Source organism: Terriglobales bacterium, from assembly GCA_035937135.1.
Taxonomy (GTDB): Bacteria; Acidobacteriota; Terriglobia; order Terriglobales; family Acidobacteriaceae; genus DASYVL01.
In genome coordinates, this window is sequence record DASYVL010000070.1 from 1 (window position 1) to 14388 (window position 14388).

A 14388-nucleotide genomic window follows, 5' to 3' on the forward strand; every position below is an offset into this window, starting at 1 on the left:
CAGCTCGTCGCTGCGCATGAATTCGAGCTGCTGGCCGGCGAGCGGTCCGAACAGGGCCTTGCCCGAGACCTGCTGCCACCAGGTGCCGGTCTCCGCGTCGCGCATGAGGAAGTTCTGGTTGTTGATGCCGGCCAGGTGAAAGCTGAGCGTCCTTCCCCCGACCGTCCGTTTCCACACCAGACCGGTGTGGCACAGCGTTCAATAAGTGGCGACCAGCGGCACGCCTCCCAGCGTGTCGTTGACCAGGTGGTGGTAGGCCATGGCGCGGATGGGATAGGCGCGGGCCTGGGCGCCGCTGCGCACCGCCAGCACCATCTCGTCGGAATCGAGCTTGACCTGCGCCGCGCTCTCGAACTGCGGGGTGGTGATGGGCCGGAAGAAGACGCGCTCGAAGTAATTGAAGCGCGCCAGCGCGGCGGAGGCGACCACCAGCAGCACTCCCACGGTGACCAGCGCCTTCCGCGGCCAGCGCGAGCCACGCAAGAGCCCGAACGCCAGGATCAGGGCGGCGAGGCCGGTCACGACGGTTACCAGCGGCGCCCAGGTGCGCAGCGTGAGCGCCAGCGTCAGGGCCTCCGGCGACTGGCCGCGGAATGGCCGGATGATCCACGCCGGGATGAGCACCACGGCGAGACTTGCCACGACCAGCAGCGCGAAGAGGGCGCGTTTCATGGGCTTCTGTGATTCTCCCGGTTCTCTGGCCGTCATGCAAGCTCGGCTTGAACCACGGAGGCACGGAGGCGCGGAGCAAGTCAAAAGCATGACCACGAAGGACACCCCTCGGCCCCGCTCGGGGCAGGCTCCGGGACACGAAGGCCATCCGCGGAGGGCGGACCTAAGGAACCAGCCGTCGGTAGCGGGCGTAGTCGTGGATGGCGACGCCGAGGAAGCTCGGGTGCCGTTGGAATGCCGCCTCAACGGAAGCGGCGATTGCTTCCAGGTCTGACTCCGCAGGCCCGCTGGCAGAGTTCGCGGGCAGGTGGGAGGGATCGGCGCTGATGCCGATCCAGAGCTTTTTCCCGGCAGCGTCCGCGGACTCCATCTTTGCCCGGTTGGCGTCCACGACCTTCTGAGCGGTGTCCTTGTATGTCATCACCACGATCTGGTCGGCCCGGTCGAGGACCGCTTCGCTCATGGACCGGGGACCGGCTGTAATCCGGTTGAACGAGACCGGCACGTCCACTACCAGCGGGAGCGCCAGCGGGCGCGCCTGATCGCGGATCCAATCAACGAACGCGAGGTAGCGCGCGGCCAGGTCTTCGTGTCGTACGGCCTTCCACTCCGGCAGCGACTGGGGCTCGACATCCAGGTGGATGGCGTCGAAGCGCTCGGTCGGGCGGCTTTCTCCGTCATAGTGCCGCACCGCCTCCAGGAAAGCGACAGCGCCGGAGCGGCGGTCGGGGAAGAGCCAGTCCGGCTCGCCGTTCAGGGCCTGCACAGTGATTCCCTGGGCGTGAGCGCGGCGGATGAGGCGGCGGTAGAGCTCGGGCTCGTGTTGCAGCCGTTGGGTTGCCGCCGAGAAGAAAATCGTGCTGGTTCGTTTCTTGGCGGTGAAGGCAAGCAGGGCCTCCAACTCGCCGGGATCCTCGAACAAGGCAGGCTTCCAGACCCAGAGCGCGCGCGCGGGCCGGAGGGCCGACCTGGAGGAGGCGATTTGCGCGCACACGGACGGCGCCAGGGTGATGGCGATCATCAGAAGCACGAACCGGCGCATTGGTTTCGTTCTCCCCTTACCTCCGGAAGTGGCCGAGGATGGCTTCGGCCTGCGGCCGGGTGACGACGGCGGCGAGGGCGGCGGCGCCGGCGGCCTTGACCGCTTGAACGCTGCCGAAGTGCTCGAGCAGGCGGCGGCGAGTGGTTTCGCCGATGCCGGGGATCTCCAGCAGCTCGGAGGCGCGGTCGCGCATCTGGCGGCGCTTGCGGTGGAAGGTGACGGCGAAGCGGTGGCTCTCGTCGCGGATGCGCTGGATCAGGTGCAGCACCGGCGAGTGGCGGTCGAGCGCCAGCGGCTCGTCCTCCTGGCCGTGGACGTAGATGATCTCCTCGCGCTTGGCGATCGCCGCCAGCGGCTGGTGGACGATCTGCAACGACTCGAGCGCCTGGGCGGCGGCGTGAAGCTGTCCCAGGCCGCCATCAACAAGGATGAGCGAGGGCATCTTCTGCTTGTCGTTTTTCTGTTCTGCTTGCAGGCGCTTGTAGCGCCGGGCGACCACTTCGCGCATGGCCGCGAAGTCGTCCACGCCTTCCACGCTCTTGATGAGGAACTTGCGGTAGTCGGACTTCTTCATCTTACCGTCTTCCCAGACCACCATGGAGGCCACCGTTTCCGCCCCTTGGATGTGGGAGATGTCGAAGCACTCGATGCGGTGGGGCAGCTCGGGCAGGGTGAGCGCGTCCTGCAGCGCCTGCTGGATGGCGCGCGTCGCGGGCTGGAGGACGCGGAAGCGCTGGTCGTACGACTGCTTGGCGTTGCGCGCGGCCAGGTCCAGCAGCGAGCGCTTCTCGCCGCGCTGCGGGACGTGGATCTCAACCCGGCCGTCGCGGCTCTCCGCCAGCAGCTCCTCCAACGCGGCGCGGTCGTCGAAATCCACCGGCAGGTAGATGTTGCGCGGGACGTAGGGCTGGCCGATGTAGACCTGCTTCAGCAGGGCGGAGAAGAAGACGGCGGGGTCGAAGCTCTGCGAACTCTGCGTCGGTTCTCGGCGAGCTCTGCGGTCAGGGTCTTTAGCCGCAGAGGGCGCAAAGGAAGGATTCACAGAGGGCGCAGAGGATTCCGCAGAGAGCGCAGAGGAATCCGCGGAAGGCGCGGAGAAAACCTCGGGCAGGTCTTCCCAGAAGAACTCACGGCGGTCGAGGATGCGGCCGCCGCGCATGTGAAACAAGTTGACCGCCAGCCGCTGCTCCTCGAAGTGGTAGCCGAAGAGGTCGGCGTCGTCGCCGGCGACGGCGGCCATGCGCTGCTTCTCGCTCAACTGGGTGAGGGTGGAGATGAGGTCGCGGTACTTGGCGGCGCGCTCGTACTCCTCGGCGGCGGAGGCCTGCTCCATGCGCGCCTTGAGGGAATGCGCCAGGTCCGTCGGCCGTCCTTCCAGGAAGAGCTTCAGGTCGCGCACCGCCTCCTGGTAGATCTCGTCGGTGGTCAGGCCCTGGACGCACGGTCCCAGGCAGCGCCGGATGTGGTACTGCAAACACGGCCGGGGATGGAAGTGCGTGAGGTCCACGGTGCAGGAGGGCACCAGGAAATGGCGGTGGATGAGGTCAGCGACGCGGTGGGCGAGGTTGGCGGGGAAGTAAGGGCCGTAGTAGGCGCTGCCGTCCTGCTTGAGACGCCGGGTGACGTACACCCGCGGGAAGCGCTCGCCCAGGGTGAGCTTGATGTAGGGATAGGTCTTGTCGTCGCGCAGCAGGATGTTGAAGCGCGGCTGCTTCTGCTTGATGAGGTTGTTCTCGAGGGCCAGGGCCTCCTTCTCGTTGTCCACGACGATGTAATCGAGGTCGACGGCCTCGCGCAGGAGCGAGCCGGTTTTTGCGTCCTCCGCCGCGCCCTCGGCGAAGTAAGAGCGCACTCGCGCCCGCAGGCTGTTGGCCTTGCCCACGTACAGCACCTCGCCCTCGGCGTTCTTGTAGAGATATACGCCGGGGCTGGCGGGCAGGGTCCGGATCTTCTGGTGGAGGTCCATGCTGGGAAAATTCTACAGCGTGGGATGCGTCCCCCGGGGCGCGGTACAATGGAAGCAGCATGTTGCGCCGCGCTTTGCTCTTGTTGGTTGTTTTCCTGTGCGCGCTGGCCTGGGGACAGGGCGCGCCCACCGCGGAGCAGAAGTCCGGCACTCCGCCGCCCAAGAACCCGCCTCCGCCGCGCTCCGAGCCCGTCCAGGACCAGAACGAAAGCTCCAGCCGCGACACCCAGATCGACATCCATGATTCGAGCGGCCAGATGCCTTCGGAGATGAACGAAGGGGAAGAATCCGCCGACAGCGACGTGCAGGAGATGCGCCCCTACGATCCCCACCGCGCCGAGCACAACGTGGAGGTCGGCGACTACCTCATGCGGCGCAAGAGCTACCGCGCCGCGGAGAGCCGCTATCGCGAGGCGCTGGAGTACAAGCCCAACGACGCCATCGCCACCTTTCGCCTGGCGGTGGTGCTGGAAAAGACTGGAGAGCTGGACGAGGCGCGGCAGCGTTACCAGGAGTATCTGAAGGTCCTGCCCCAGGGACCCTTCGCGGCGGAGTCACGCAAGGCGCTGGCGCGCCTGAAGCCGAAGAAGGAAGCTCCCAAGCAGGCTTCGCGCGCTACTTCTCCACCCGCAGAAAACCACCCGTAGAGGCGTCGACGGCCACGGTCAGCTTGGCGTCGCCGCGCGAGTCGCCGTACACCACGTGCCAGAGCAGTTGGTTCTTGCGCGAGTCCCAGTCGAGGACGAAGAGCACGGGCTGGTCCGGCGTCTTCTTCATCAACTCTTTGCCGCCGTGTTCCTGCGCGACCTGGAATGCCTGGTCGCTGTCGATCTTGAGGAAGGCGAAGTCGAAGGGACGGGTGGAGGGGTTCGAGGGATTGAAGGTGTCCTCGAGTCCGGGGGAGATGCCGCGCTCGCGGGCGTCCTCCTCGGAGGCCACGCCCGACCACAGGTAGCTCTTGGCGGCGCGGCGCTGCGTCGAGGCGAAGGTCGCGCGCCAGATGCCCGCGTTGCCCTCGGCCACCGGCGCGCCCTTGGTGTACTGCGACTCCAGGCGGAAGGGCTGGGTGTCAGCGGCCCAGGCACGTGCCGTCACGAACAGCTTCTGGAAAGCCACGCGGCCGGTCAGGTACTCGTCGGCAGGCTTGGCCGGCGCCGGCTTCGCGGGCTCCGAGGTCTTCGGGGGTTCCGAGGAGCATCCCGCAAGCAGTCCCAACGCCAGCATCCCCAGCAGGACCTTCTTCATGATGACCGCCGTATAATCTCGCTTTGCCGCCGCTGGGCACGAGCTTCAAACTTGCGGCGGGAGCACATTCTAATCGAAGCCAGGGAGCGTGGGATGGATTCCACACTGCAGCGCGTGAAGGACGCCATCGAGGCCGCCACCGGCGGCATGAGCGCCGAGCAACTCGTCCAGCATCCCGAGGGGAAGTGGTCGGCGGCCGGGATCCTCGAGCATCTCTCCATCACCTTCGGCGGAACCGCGCGCCTGATGCGAAAGTGCATGGAGGGCGGCAAGCCCCTGGGCTCCGCGCCCATGCTCAAGCAGCGGCTGGCAGCCTTGGTGGTCACTGGCTGGGGATACTTTCCCACGGGCCGGCCTGCGCCCGAGTTTTCCCAGCCCAAGGGCCTGAGCGGCGAAGTTGCGCTCCAGACCATCCACGACAACCTGGCGGCCATGGACCAGGGGCTGGCCGAGTGCGAGCAGCGCTTCGGGGCGGAGGTGAAGATCGCCGACCACGTCGTGCTGGGGCCGCTCACCATCCCGCAGTGGCGCCGCTTCCATTGGGTGCACACCCGGCACCACATGAAGCAGATCGAGCGGCTGCGGGGTTCCTCGTCCGGTCAGTCCAGCCCGTAAGCGTGGATCTTGTTGAGCAGGGTTTTGTAGGAGACGCCGAGGCGCTGGGCGGCGGCGGACTTGTTCCATTTGCATTCGCGCAGGGTTGCCTCGATCTTGGCGCGCTCCACCGAAGCCACGGCGCGGGCTGAAACCTCGGGCAGGGAATCGCCCGCAGGGAGGCTCTCTCCGACCTGAGCGGAGCGGACGTTGGCAGCCAGGCCGAGGTCGGCTGCGGTCAATTCGCCATCGTTCAGGATGGAGGCGCGCTCGAGCACGTTCTGCAATTCGCGCACGTTGCCCGGCCAGGCGTGCGCGCGCAAGGCGGAGAGGGCGGCGGGCGCAAGCTTCAGTCGGGGCTTGCGCAGCTCACGGCGGAAGCGATCCAGAAAATGCTCGGCCATGACCAGGACGTCATCGCCGCGCTCACGCAGCGCCGGGATGCGGATGGGACATACGGCCAGGCGGTAGTAGAGGTCGCGGCGAAACTCGTTGCGCTCGGCCGCACCTTCCAGGTCGCGATTGCTGGCGGCCACCACGCGCACGTTGACTTGGATCCCGCCCGAGCCCCCCAGACGCTCGACCACCCGCTCTTCCAGCACCCGCAACAGCTTGGACTGCGCGCTCGCGGGCAGCTCACCGATCTCGTCGAGAAACAGCGTTCCACCGTGAGCCAGCTCGAACTTGCCGGGGCGGCGGACGTCGGCGCCGGTGAAGGCGCCGCGCTCGTGTCCGAACAATTCGTTTTCCATCAGAGTTTCCGGGATGGCGGCGCAGTTCAGGGCGACGAAGGGCTTGCCGGCGCGCGAGCTTAGCTGATGCAACGCGCGCGCGAACAGTTCCTTGCCGGTGCCGCTCTCGCCCAGCAGTAGCACGGTGGTGTCGGTTGGGGCGACGCGCTGCATCTCGCGCGCCGCCGCCTGCATGGCGGGGTGCTCGCCCACGATGCGGGGGAAACCGAAGCGGCGGGCGTAGTCCTCCTTGAGCACCAGGTTCTCGCGCCAGAGCTGCTGGCGCTCGATGGCGCGGCCCAACAGGTGGCGCAGGTGGTCGAGGTCGATGGGCTTCTGGATGAAGTCATAGGCGCCGTCGCGCATGGCGGCCACGGCCTCGGCAACGCCGCCGTAGGCGGTCATCAGGACCACGGGCGTCGCGGCGTCGGCTTCGAGCGCGGCGCGCAGCACGTCCATTCCCGTGCCCTGGGGAAGCCTCAGGTCGGTGAGCACGGCGGAGAAGCACTGGCGGCGCAGCGCGGTGAGGGCCTCGGCCAGGCTGGCGGCAGGGGTGACCTCGTACTCCATGCGCCCGAGCGCCGTCGCCAGCATCTCCCTCAGCTCGGCTTTGTCCTCGACCAGCAGGATGGTTTCCATAAGAAAAGCCCCCGGGGGCGATGGGGCCGCCGGGGGCTGACGGTCTCAGATCAGGAACTCATTCGGCCCAGGAGTCGGGGAGCTCGGCCTTGCGCAACTCGTCCTTCATGTCTTCCAGCTTCTGCTTTTCCTGCTGGAGCTGCTGTTCGTTGGCGGCTTTGTCGGCGCAGAGGGTTCCGTAGGAGCAGGCGACCGCGGCCGGGCGGAGCTTGAGCTCCCGGTCGAGCCCGGTAATCTCGCGCTCCAGCAGGGTGATGGCGGCGCGCTGCTTCTTGAAGCGCCCGCGCCACTCGGCCTCCAGCCGGTCGAGCTCTGCCTTGGCCTGGGCCGCAGCCTTGGCGTCCTTCGCCGGTGCCGCGGGCTTCTCCCGGGCGGCGATGGAAGGCTGCTCGGCGGCCGTCGGGGTGGTGGTGCTCAGGGCGCCGCTGGTGGGAAGATTGTCATTGGTATAGACCTTCTGGGAGGCGGTCGGGGCCGGCTTGTTCATGCGATTCCGCCGGGCGGCGTCGGCGAGCGATTGAGCGTTGGCAGAGAGCGCCGCAAGCGCCAGCAGCGCGGCAACATTTGCGAGAATCATCAGACCTCTACGCATGGAACCTCACTGCAGGCCTCTCAGCCGGGCCTGCCTCAGCTTCTAGTCTGCCCAGGTGTTGGGAAGGCCGGCCTTGTGGAGATCGTCTTTCATGTCCTCTAGCTTCTGCCTGGCCTCTTCCAATCCCTTTTTCTTTCCTTCGAGCTCGTCCTGGTACTTCTTGTTCTCAGAGGCCCACAGCACCGGGTTGCGCAGGCGAGACCCCAGGTCCTGGGAGTTCGACTGGGTTTGCGCCTGGCGGCTGTTATTCTCCCGCTCCGCCACATCGAGCTCCCGCTGCAATGTGGCAATCACGTTCTTCTGCTCGGCGAACTTGGCCCGCCACGCGCCCTCCAGCTTGGTCTTGTCCTTTCCTGAATCCGCGTCGCCTTTGGCCTTGGCGGCGCTGGTCGAGGTCGCGGACGAAGCCGAATCCGCGGTCGTGGCCGAACTGGCGCCTGCCGTGCTAAGCGCGCCCGAGGTGGGCAGGTTATCGTTGGTGTATTCCTTGACGTCCGCCGGGGCGGGCGCTTTCTTGGCGCGCTGCTGCCGGGCGTAGTCGCCCAGCGACTGTGCGGCGGCGGTGGCGGTCAGCAATCCCGCCAGGGCCAGCAGAACGATGGTTCCTTGCAATGTGTATTTCACAGCTGTTCCTCCCCCAAAGTCTGGGGACACAATTCCACCCAATATCTTACCCCAATTTGGATGCGGTTTGCGCTGCTTTGGATACGGGAAACGAGAGGGTAAACGTGCTCCCGGCCGCGTCACTGGCCACCGAAATCGTGCCTCCGTGCTCGGTCAGGATGCGGTGGACCAGCGCCAGTCCCAAGCCCGTGCCCTGGGACTTGGTGGTGAAAAAGGGGATGAAGATCTTGGCGAGGTCTTCCTGAGGGATGCCGCCACCGTTGTCGCGCAGGACCAGGCGCAGGGAGTCGCCCGCGCTCTCGGCCGAGACCGAGACCTCGGCGGGCTTGCCATCCCGTGCGGCCTCGGCGCTGTTGCGCAGCAGGTTGGCGAAGGCCTGGCGCAGCGCGGTGGGGTCCCCGGTCAGCTCTAGGGCCGCGGGAAAGGCCGTAAAGCGCAGGGTGACGCCGCACTCGCGGGCGCAATCCTCGAGCAACGGGCGCAGCTCGAGCGTCTCGGCCTGGAAGCCCTGCGGCCGCGCGAAGTTCAGGAAATCAGTGACGATGCGGGTCAGGCTCGCGGTCTCGGCGGCGATCTTGCGCGCGAACTGCTGCGAGGTTTCCGCGTTCCTTTCCGTAGCCAGCATCTGGGCGTAGCCGGAGATGGTGGCCAGGGAGTTCTTGAACTCGTGCGCAATCCCGGCGGACATCTCGCCCAGCGCCGCCTGGTTCTCCCGCAGGCGCACCTGGCGGGTGAGCGTGGTGATCTCCGTCAGGTCGCTGACCAGGCAGGCGGCGCCCAGGGTGTCGCCGGTGGCGGTGCGCACCGGAGAGAGCGTGATGCCCAGGACGCGGCGCTCTCCCGCGGGCGTCTGGTAGTCGGCTTCCAGTCGGCGGAAGGCAGATCCCTTGCGCAGCGCCTGCTCCACGGCTCCGGTCAGCGCCTCCACGGAAGAATCCGGCTCCCCGGGCGCCATGCGCACGCTGCTTACTCCTCGGAAAAGGTCCCGGGCATGCAGTCCCAACGGCGAGGCGTATCCCAGGATGGACTTGGCTGCATTGTTCGCCTGCTGCACCAGGCCCGCGGGATTGAACAGCAGCACGCCGCTGGGCAGGTTGGAGAGCACGGCGGCGCTGACGTTCTCCGAGACCTGGGCGCGCTCACGCTCCACCTTATGCAGGCGGTCCAGTTCTTTCTCTTGCTCCTTGAGCCGCTGGATCACACCCTGATAGGCGGCCAGAGTGAAGCCACCGTCGGCGGAGGCGCGGGGAGCCGTTTCCCCCACCTGCTCCTCGGTGATCCTCTGGCGCAGGCGCCGCATCAGCCACACCCCCACCACAAACGCCACCACCCCTCCCACCAGGACGATCCCCATGCGGATGAACAGCGGGTTGGTGAGCAGCTTCACAAGTAGGTCTCCACATACCAGCGGATGAGGGCGTCGCCGAAGAAGACGGCGACCATGGCCATCGTCCCCAGGAAGACGCCAAAGGGCATCTCGTAGTGACGATAGACCATGCTGGCGGACTTCCAGGCGCGGCGGCGCGCCGTGGGCAGGGACTCATGGTTGCGCTCCATGCGGCGCTGCGTCCGCTTGATCCACACCATCAGGATGGTGCTGAGTCCGGCGAGCGAGCCGACCAGCGACGCCGAGAACAGCGTAAAGACAGTCAGCTTGACGCCCAGGAAGGCGCCCACTAGGGCCATCAGCTTGACGTCGCCGAAGCCCATGCCCTCGATGCCGCGGGCGCGCAGGTAGATTGCCCCGGCGCCGTAGATGAACGAGGCGCCGACGGCCGCGCCCAGGAGCGCGTCGCCCAGCGACAGCAGCCGCCAGGGGAGGTCATGGCTGTGCACCCCCAGCCAGGGCATGAGGCGGGCCGCCAGCCCGTCCACCGGAGCCAGCAGGCTGAAGAGGACGCCCAGGACCAGGCCGGGCAGGGTGAGCGCGTCGGGCAGGAGCTTGGTCTCGGCGTCGGTAAAGATCAGCCCCAGCAGCAGGAAGGAGAAGACACAGAACTTCAGCGTCCAAAACGTAGGGCCGAAGGTCAGCCAGCAGGCCAGGAAGAGGAGCCCGGTGAGCAACTCGACGAAGACGTAGCGCGGCGAGATGGGTGCCTTGCAGTTGCGGCAGCGGCCGCCCAGCACCAGCCAGCTCACAACCGGGATGTTGTCTCGCGCGCCGATGGGCGCGTGGCACTGCGGGCACGCCGAGCGCGGGCGCACCACCGAGAGCCCCAGCGGCAGCCGGTGGATGCACACGTTCAGAAAGCTTCCAAAGGCCAAGCCAAAGAGGAAGATGGCGGTCGCGTAGAAGAAAGGCGGCAGGTCGGTCACGGGCTTGCGATGCCCTCGATTTCCGGAGGAATGAGGAGATTATACGGCTTCGCTTGTCATCCTGAGCGGAGCGAGGCGGATGCCGAGCGAAGGCGAAGGACCCCTGCCCCGGCGCGGTTCTTAACGTCATAGGGGTCCTTCGACTCGCCGGCTCGTATTCACTCGCGGCTCGCTCAGGATGACATAGCCTTAGGACGGATCCCTGAACCGCAGCAGGTCGCCGCAGAGGGAGATGGCGTCGGCGGTGTGGGGTGGCAACGCGCCGCTCCAGCTCATCTTGCGGCGGTTCACCAGGCGTACCTCGGGTCCGCAGTGCTGCCAGCCGTTCACGGTTTCCTGGCGGAGGGCGAGGGCATAGGCGGCGGCGTCCGGGTCTTCCTGCTTCCATTCCAGCAGCGACGCTTCCAGGGACTCGCTGAGCGCCTCCCCAGGCAGCAGGCAGAGCACCCAGTCGTGGACTGCATGGCCGGCGCCGGAAGCGTCGTCGCTCTGGGAGGAAGCGCCTTCCACTCGCGCGCCATGTTTGCGGGCGATTTTCTGGGTCGCATCGCTGGAGCCATGGTCGATTACCAGCAACTCGTCGCAGGCGCGCAGGGAGTCGAGCGCGCGCCCGATGCGCCGGGCGTCGTTCATGGTGTGTAGAAGTGCGGTGATCCGGGGCACGGGCGAAGAGCATAGCCCAGATTCGAGCGTGGTGAGTGGTGAGGGGCGAGTGGGATTCGGCTGGGAAAAGAAGCGGAGGCCGGCGGCGTGCGCCACCGGCCTCCGCAGGGTACCTAGCGCCGTTCCAGGCGAGGCCGATCTGGATCGCGCGTGGCCGCCCCCGAGGCCGAGGGCACGACGGTCACGTCGTTGGCCAGGCGGAATTGGAGTACATCCTCGGGCTGGACCTTGATTGGCTTGCCCTTGGTGATGCCTTGCACGCCGGTGCCGGCGCCTGCGCCCGCCGCTGCGCCGATGGCCGCTCCCTTGCCGCCGCCGGCGATGGCGCCGATGATGGCGCCCAGCGCCGAGCCGCCGCCGATGGTGGCTGCGGTGCGCGTGCCGCGCGAGCTGCCCTTAGCGTTCCAGACGCTGGTCGCGAGCGTATAGGACTTGCCGTTCATTTGGAGACGGACCAGCTGCATCGTCAGCTCCGAGCGTCCCTTGAAGTGGCCGGCGCTCTTCACATCGGTCACTCGGCCTTGCACCTCGGTCCCGGCCGGCGCTACCACCCGGTCTTCGACCATGATGGGCGACTCCAGGCTGGCCCGGAAGGTGTCACCCACTTGATTGACCTCCGAGTCGAGGCCGTCCACCATGCGAACGGAAACCGTCGTGCCCGCGGGAATGGTGACGTGCTCCGGCGCCGCCGGTATCGGGTCGGGTGGCGGGGGCGGAGTGAAGGGCGGAATGACCGCCGGAGCGGGACTGCTCGGCGAGTCGTTGCTGGCCATTTCCGTCGGGCGCACCTTCGAGTGGGAGGGCGAGCTTCGGGTCACAGCCGGCCGTGACTGCGGCGGCGCGGGAGGCGGAGCCTCCGGGATCGAGGCCGCAGCCGGCGCGACTTGCAGGTTGTTGATGACCGTCTTCACGCCCTCGATCTCAGCGGCGTCGCTGGAGGCCTTCAGGCGCTCGTCATCCCGGTTGACAGTCCCCGAGAGCGTGACCGTGCCACCCGCGACACTGACCACGATTCGCTGGGCGGGGAGATCCCCATTGATCTTGTTCTGCACCTCACCGGCCAGTTGCGCGTCGGTCTTGGCGCTTGAGCAGCCGACGGCCGCCAGCGCCAATGTAAGCGCCAGCGCCGGCAGGAGCCAGGGCCGTTTCCATAAGTGCGACATTCTCATGACTTCTCCTTGCGAATCCGGGAGATACAAACCCTTAGATGCACGGTTGCGGGAGGGGGATTGCCTGGGAAAAGCACTTTAAGGACGAATCTGCGACCGTTAATCTCTGGGCGGGAGGGCGCAATTCACGTCGCAGGGAGGAGGCGCGCCCATCCAGCGCAGCAGGAATCGTGGGATCTGGTAGCGGTGGTCGGCGATGAACTGATAGACCATAGGGCCGGCCCAGCGGCAGGGGGGCACGCGCATCAGGCCAGCCAGCCAGCGCCAGCGCGGCAGGGCCGAGAGCACCGCGATCCAGCCGAAGAAGCCGATGCGCCAGTCGCCGTCCGGGGTGCACACGTGCATGCGGCGGCCGAGCTCAGCGGGCGCGAAAGGGGTCCCGGCGGCGACCTCGGGGCGGTTGAAGTCGCGGAACTCCAGGCGATGTTCGCGGTCCCGCCGCTCCACCCAGGCCTGCGCCCACTGGCAGAAGGGGCAGTTGCCGTCGTCATACACCGTGAGTTTGGCCGCTACGTCCATGGCGCCGCCCAGAGCTCCGGGGGAACTCCTTTCCGGGAAGGGGAATACTTCCCAGGATTCTAATGCTCAGCCCGGTGCCGCCGATTCATTTTTCCCGGCGACTGTGATAAACCATCTGTCGCCGGAGAAAGAACCCGAGCCGCCGAAATGTCTATCCGCGTGGAACGCAGCGACTTCGACGTCGATGAAGGCCGCTGCCAGTACTACGTCCTACTGAAACCCAACGTCAGCAAGGAAGAGGTCAACGTGCAGACACGCGTGCCGCTGGAGGTGGCGGTCTCCGTTTCCGAGAACGGCGACCTGGCGGATGTGAGCTTTGTGCTGCCCAAGAAGTACCGCAGCGACCAGGCCCTGGCCTTCCTGAAAAAGCAGCCCACGGTGAACTACGTGAGCCCGCGAGTGTTCCTGGCCATCCCCGGCTCCAGCGGCGACTCCGTCTTCAACGCCCCCGCCAACCTGGAAGTGGACGCGGCCGGGCGCATCGTCGGGCTGGATATCCACTGAACAATCCAGCGGCTTCCTGATTCAGACCGCGACCACGGCGGTGGTCTTGTCGTGCGCGGCGTCGTGGCGGGCGCGGCGGATATCGTTGACGTCGCCCATCACCACCACCACCGAGCCCAGCTCCAGCTTGAAGTCGTCGGGCGGGTTGGCCCGGAAGCGCGACTCCTTGCCCTCGGCGGTCTTCACCGCCAGCACCAGTAGGTTGTATTTGCTGCGCATGTTCAAAGCCTGCAGCGCGCTTCCCGTCCAGGGCGAAGTCGCGCCAATCTCGATGTCCTCGATGCGCAGGGTGCGCGACTGCTCCTTGAGCATGAGGTCGAGGAAGCTGACCACGTGCGGGCGCACTAGCTCGCTGGCCAGCCGCAGGCCCCCGATGCGGTTGGGCGAGACGGTGGAGTTGGCGCCCGCCTTAAGCATGCGCTCGGAGAACTTCTGGTCGGTGCAGCGGGCCACGATGCGGATGGCGGGATTCGACTGGCGGACCATGACGGTGATCACCAGGTTGTCTTTGTCCGCCGCCAGGCCGGCGATCATCCCCTTGGCGCGGTCCACGCCCGCCTGCTCGAGGATCTCCTCGTCGGTCGCGTCCCCGATCACGTAGAGCATCTCCTTGTAGTCCTCGCCGGCGTGCTCGCGGAACTTGTTGATGTTGTCCTCGTGGCTCTCGATCACCACGTAGGGCGTGCCGGTCTTGTGCAGTTCTTCCACCGCGTGCCGGCCGGTCGTTCCCAGGCCGCAGATGATGTGGTGATTTGTCAGGTTGCTGATCCGCTTTTGCATCTTGCGTCTCCAAAAGAAGTTGGTGAGTTCGCCCTCCACCAGGAAGGCGGTGACCGCGGAGAACACGTACACCATGAGGGTCACGCCCACCAGCACCACGAATATGTTGAATATCCGCAGCTCAGGGTTGTGCGAGGTGTCCACGATCTCGCTGTAGCCCACGCCCGCCAGGGTGATGATGGCCATGTACAGCGCCTGCAGGAAGGTGACCGAGAGGCCGCCCAGCAGGCGGTATCCGGCCACGCTGGCCGAGACAACAACCAGCAGCACTACAGCGGCCACGTACAGCCTTCGCCGGAGGTTCATGCGCGCTCTTGATTATCTCTCGGGGG

The 14388-nt window shown here is 66.7% G+C and carries 16 protein-coding genes; 3 read left to right on the forward strand and 13 right to left on the reverse strand.

From position 1 onward, the window contains the following. From VGQ94_04200 to uvrC, 3 genes are all read right to left on the reverse strand, one after another. Positions 1 to 762, reverse strand: a 762-nt coding sequence (locus VGQ94_04200; protein HEV2021707.1) for a DUF3179 domain-containing (seleno)protein, incomplete at its 3' end; no start/stop codon positions are given. Positions 763 to 835: 73 nt separating this feature from the next. Further along, positions 836 to 1714 carry a hypothetical protein gene (locus tag VGQ94_04205; GenBank protein HEV2021708.1) on the reverse strand — a complete coding sequence of 293 codons (879 nt, stop codon included), beginning with the start codon at positions 1712 to 1714 and terminating at the stop codon, positions 836 to 838. A 16-nt stretch (positions 1715 to 1730) separates the two neighbouring features. Beyond that, positions 1731 to 3680 carry an excinuclease ABC subunit UvrC gene (gene uvrC, locus VGQ94_04210; GenBank protein ID HEV2021709.1) on the reverse strand — a complete coding sequence of 650 codons (1950 nt, stop codon included), beginning with the start codon at positions 3678 to 3680 and terminating at the stop codon, positions 1731 to 1733. A 59-nt stretch (positions 3681 to 3739) separates the two neighbouring features. Here uvrC and VGQ94_04215 point away from each other — a divergent pair, with 59 nt between their 5' ends. Continuing rightward, positions 3740 to 4327, forward strand: coding sequence for a tetratricopeptide repeat protein (locus tag VGQ94_04215; protein ID HEV2021710.1), 588 nt, complete (start codon positions 3740 to 3742; stop codon positions 4325 to 4327). Here VGQ94_04215 and VGQ94_04220 read toward each other — a convergent pair. Beyond that, entirely contained in the window at positions 4296 to 4925 is a 630-nt protein-coding gene (locus VGQ94_04220; GenBank protein ID HEV2021711.1) for a hypothetical protein, read from the reverse strand. The genes VGQ94_04215 and VGQ94_04220 overlap by 32 nt on opposite strands. 93 nt (positions 4926 to 5018) lie before the next feature. Here VGQ94_04220 and VGQ94_04225 point away from each other — a divergent pair, with 93 nt between their 5' ends. After that, on the forward strand, positions 5019 to 5540 hold the full coding sequence (locus VGQ94_04225) for a DinB family protein (GenBank protein HEV2021712.1): 522 nt from the start codon (positions 5019 to 5021) through the stop codon (positions 5538 to 5540). On the opposite strand, the gene VGQ94_04230 is transcribed toward VGQ94_04225, so the two are convergent. From VGQ94_04230 to VGQ94_04265, 8 genes are all read right to left on the reverse strand, one after another. Further along, a complete protein-coding gene (locus VGQ94_04230; protein HEV2021713.1) occupies positions 5525 to 6889 on the reverse strand; it encodes a sigma-54 dependent transcriptional regulator in 1365 nt (454 codons plus the stop codon). The genes VGQ94_04225 and VGQ94_04230 overlap by 16 nt on opposite strands. 58 nt (positions 6890 to 6947) lie before the next feature. Next, complete coding sequence (locus tag VGQ94_04235; protein ID HEV2021714.1) at positions 6948 to 7466, reverse strand: hypothetical protein; 519 nt, start codon at positions 7464 to 7466, stop codon at positions 6948 to 6950. 57 nt (positions 7467 to 7523) lie between these two features. Further along, entirely contained in the window at positions 7524 to 8105 is a 582-nt protein-coding gene (locus tag VGQ94_04240) for a hypothetical protein (protein HEV2021715.1), read from the reverse strand. A gap of 46 nt (positions 8106 to 8151) precedes the next feature. Next, the gene (locus tag VGQ94_04245) at positions 8152 to 9492 is read right to left on the reverse strand and encodes an ATP-binding protein (protein HEV2021716.1); all 1341 of its coding nucleotides are present in this window, start codon (positions 9490 to 9492) and stop codon (positions 8152 to 8154) included. Next, a complete protein-coding gene (locus VGQ94_04250) occupies positions 9489 to 10421 on the reverse strand; it encodes a prepilin peptidase (protein HEV2021717.1) in 933 nt (310 codons plus the stop codon). The genes VGQ94_04245 and VGQ94_04250 overlap by 4 nt, the downstream gene beginning before the upstream one ends. 189 nt (positions 10422 to 10610) lie before the next feature. Next, complete coding sequence (locus tag VGQ94_04255) at positions 10611 to 11054, reverse strand: hypothetical protein (GenBank protein HEV2021718.1); 444 nt, start codon at positions 11052 to 11054, stop codon at positions 10611 to 10613. Positions 11055 to 11197: 143 nt separating this feature from the next. Continuing rightward, complete coding sequence (locus VGQ94_04260; GenBank protein HEV2021719.1) at positions 11198 to 12253, reverse strand: BON domain-containing protein; 1056 nt, start codon at positions 12251 to 12253, stop codon at positions 11198 to 11200. 99 nt (positions 12254 to 12352) lie between these two features. Then, positions 12353 to 12772, reverse strand: coding sequence for a DUF393 domain-containing protein (locus VGQ94_04265; GenBank protein ID HEV2021720.1), 420 nt, complete (start codon positions 12770 to 12772; stop codon positions 12353 to 12355). Between the two features lie 147 nt (positions 12773 to 12919). Between VGQ94_04265 and VGQ94_04270 the strand changes: the two genes are divergently transcribed. Further along, entirely contained in the window at positions 12920 to 13276 is a 357-nt protein-coding gene (locus VGQ94_04270) for a hypothetical protein (protein ID HEV2021721.1), read from the forward strand. A 21-nt stretch (positions 13277 to 13297) separates the two neighbouring features. Here VGQ94_04270 and VGQ94_04275 read toward each other — a convergent pair whose 3' ends face one another. Continuing rightward, entirely contained in the window at positions 13298 to 14362 is a 1065-nt protein-coding gene (locus VGQ94_04275) for a potassium channel protein (GenBank protein HEV2021722.1), read from the reverse strand. Between the last annotated feature and the right edge of the window lie 26 nt (positions 14363 to 14388).

Coding starts and splice junctions, on each gene's coding strand:
- VGQ94_04205 (HEV2021708.1), bottom strand. CDS start 1,714: ATGCGCCGGTTCGTGCTTCTGATGATCGCCATCACCCTGGCGCCGTCC.
- uvrC (HEV2021709.1), bottom strand. CDS start 3,680: ATGGACCTCCACCAGAAGATCCGGACCCTGCCCGCCAGCCCCGGCGTA.
- VGQ94_04215 (HEV2021710.1), top strand. CDS start 3,740: ATGTTGCGCCGCGCTTTGCTCTTGTTGGTTGTTTTCCTGTGCGCGCTG.
- VGQ94_04220 (HEV2021711.1), bottom strand. CDS start 4,925: ATGAAGAAGGTCCTGCTGGGGATGCTGGCGTTGGGACTGCTTGCGGGA.
- VGQ94_04225 (HEV2021712.1), top strand. CDS start 5,019: ATGGATTCCACACTGCAGCGCGTGAAGGACGCCATCGAGGCCGCCACC.
- VGQ94_04230 (HEV2021713.1), bottom strand. CDS start 6,889: ATGGAAACCATCCTGCTGGTCGAGGACAAAGCCGAGCTGAGGGAGATG.
- VGQ94_04235 (HEV2021714.1), bottom strand. CDS start 7,466: ATGATTCTCGCAAATGTTGCCGCGCTGCTGGCGCTTGCGGCGCTCTCT.
- VGQ94_04255 (HEV2021718.1), bottom strand. CDS start 11,054: ATGAACGACGCCCGGCGCATCGGGCGCGCGCTCGACTCCCTGCGCGCC.
- VGQ94_04260 (HEV2021719.1), bottom strand. CDS start 12,253: ATGAGAATGTCGCACTTATGGAAACGGCCCTGGCTCCTGCCGGCGCTG.
- VGQ94_04265 (HEV2021720.1), bottom strand. CDS start 12,772: ATGGACGTAGCGGCCAAACTCACGGTGTATGACGACGGCAACTGCCCC.
- VGQ94_04270 (HEV2021721.1), top strand. CDS start 12,920: ATGTCTATCCGCGTGGAACGCAGCGACTTCGACGTCGATGAAGGCCGC.
- VGQ94_04275 (HEV2021722.1), bottom strand. CDS start 14,362: ATGAACCTCCGGCGAAGGCTGTACGTGGCCGCTGTAGTGCTGCTGGTT.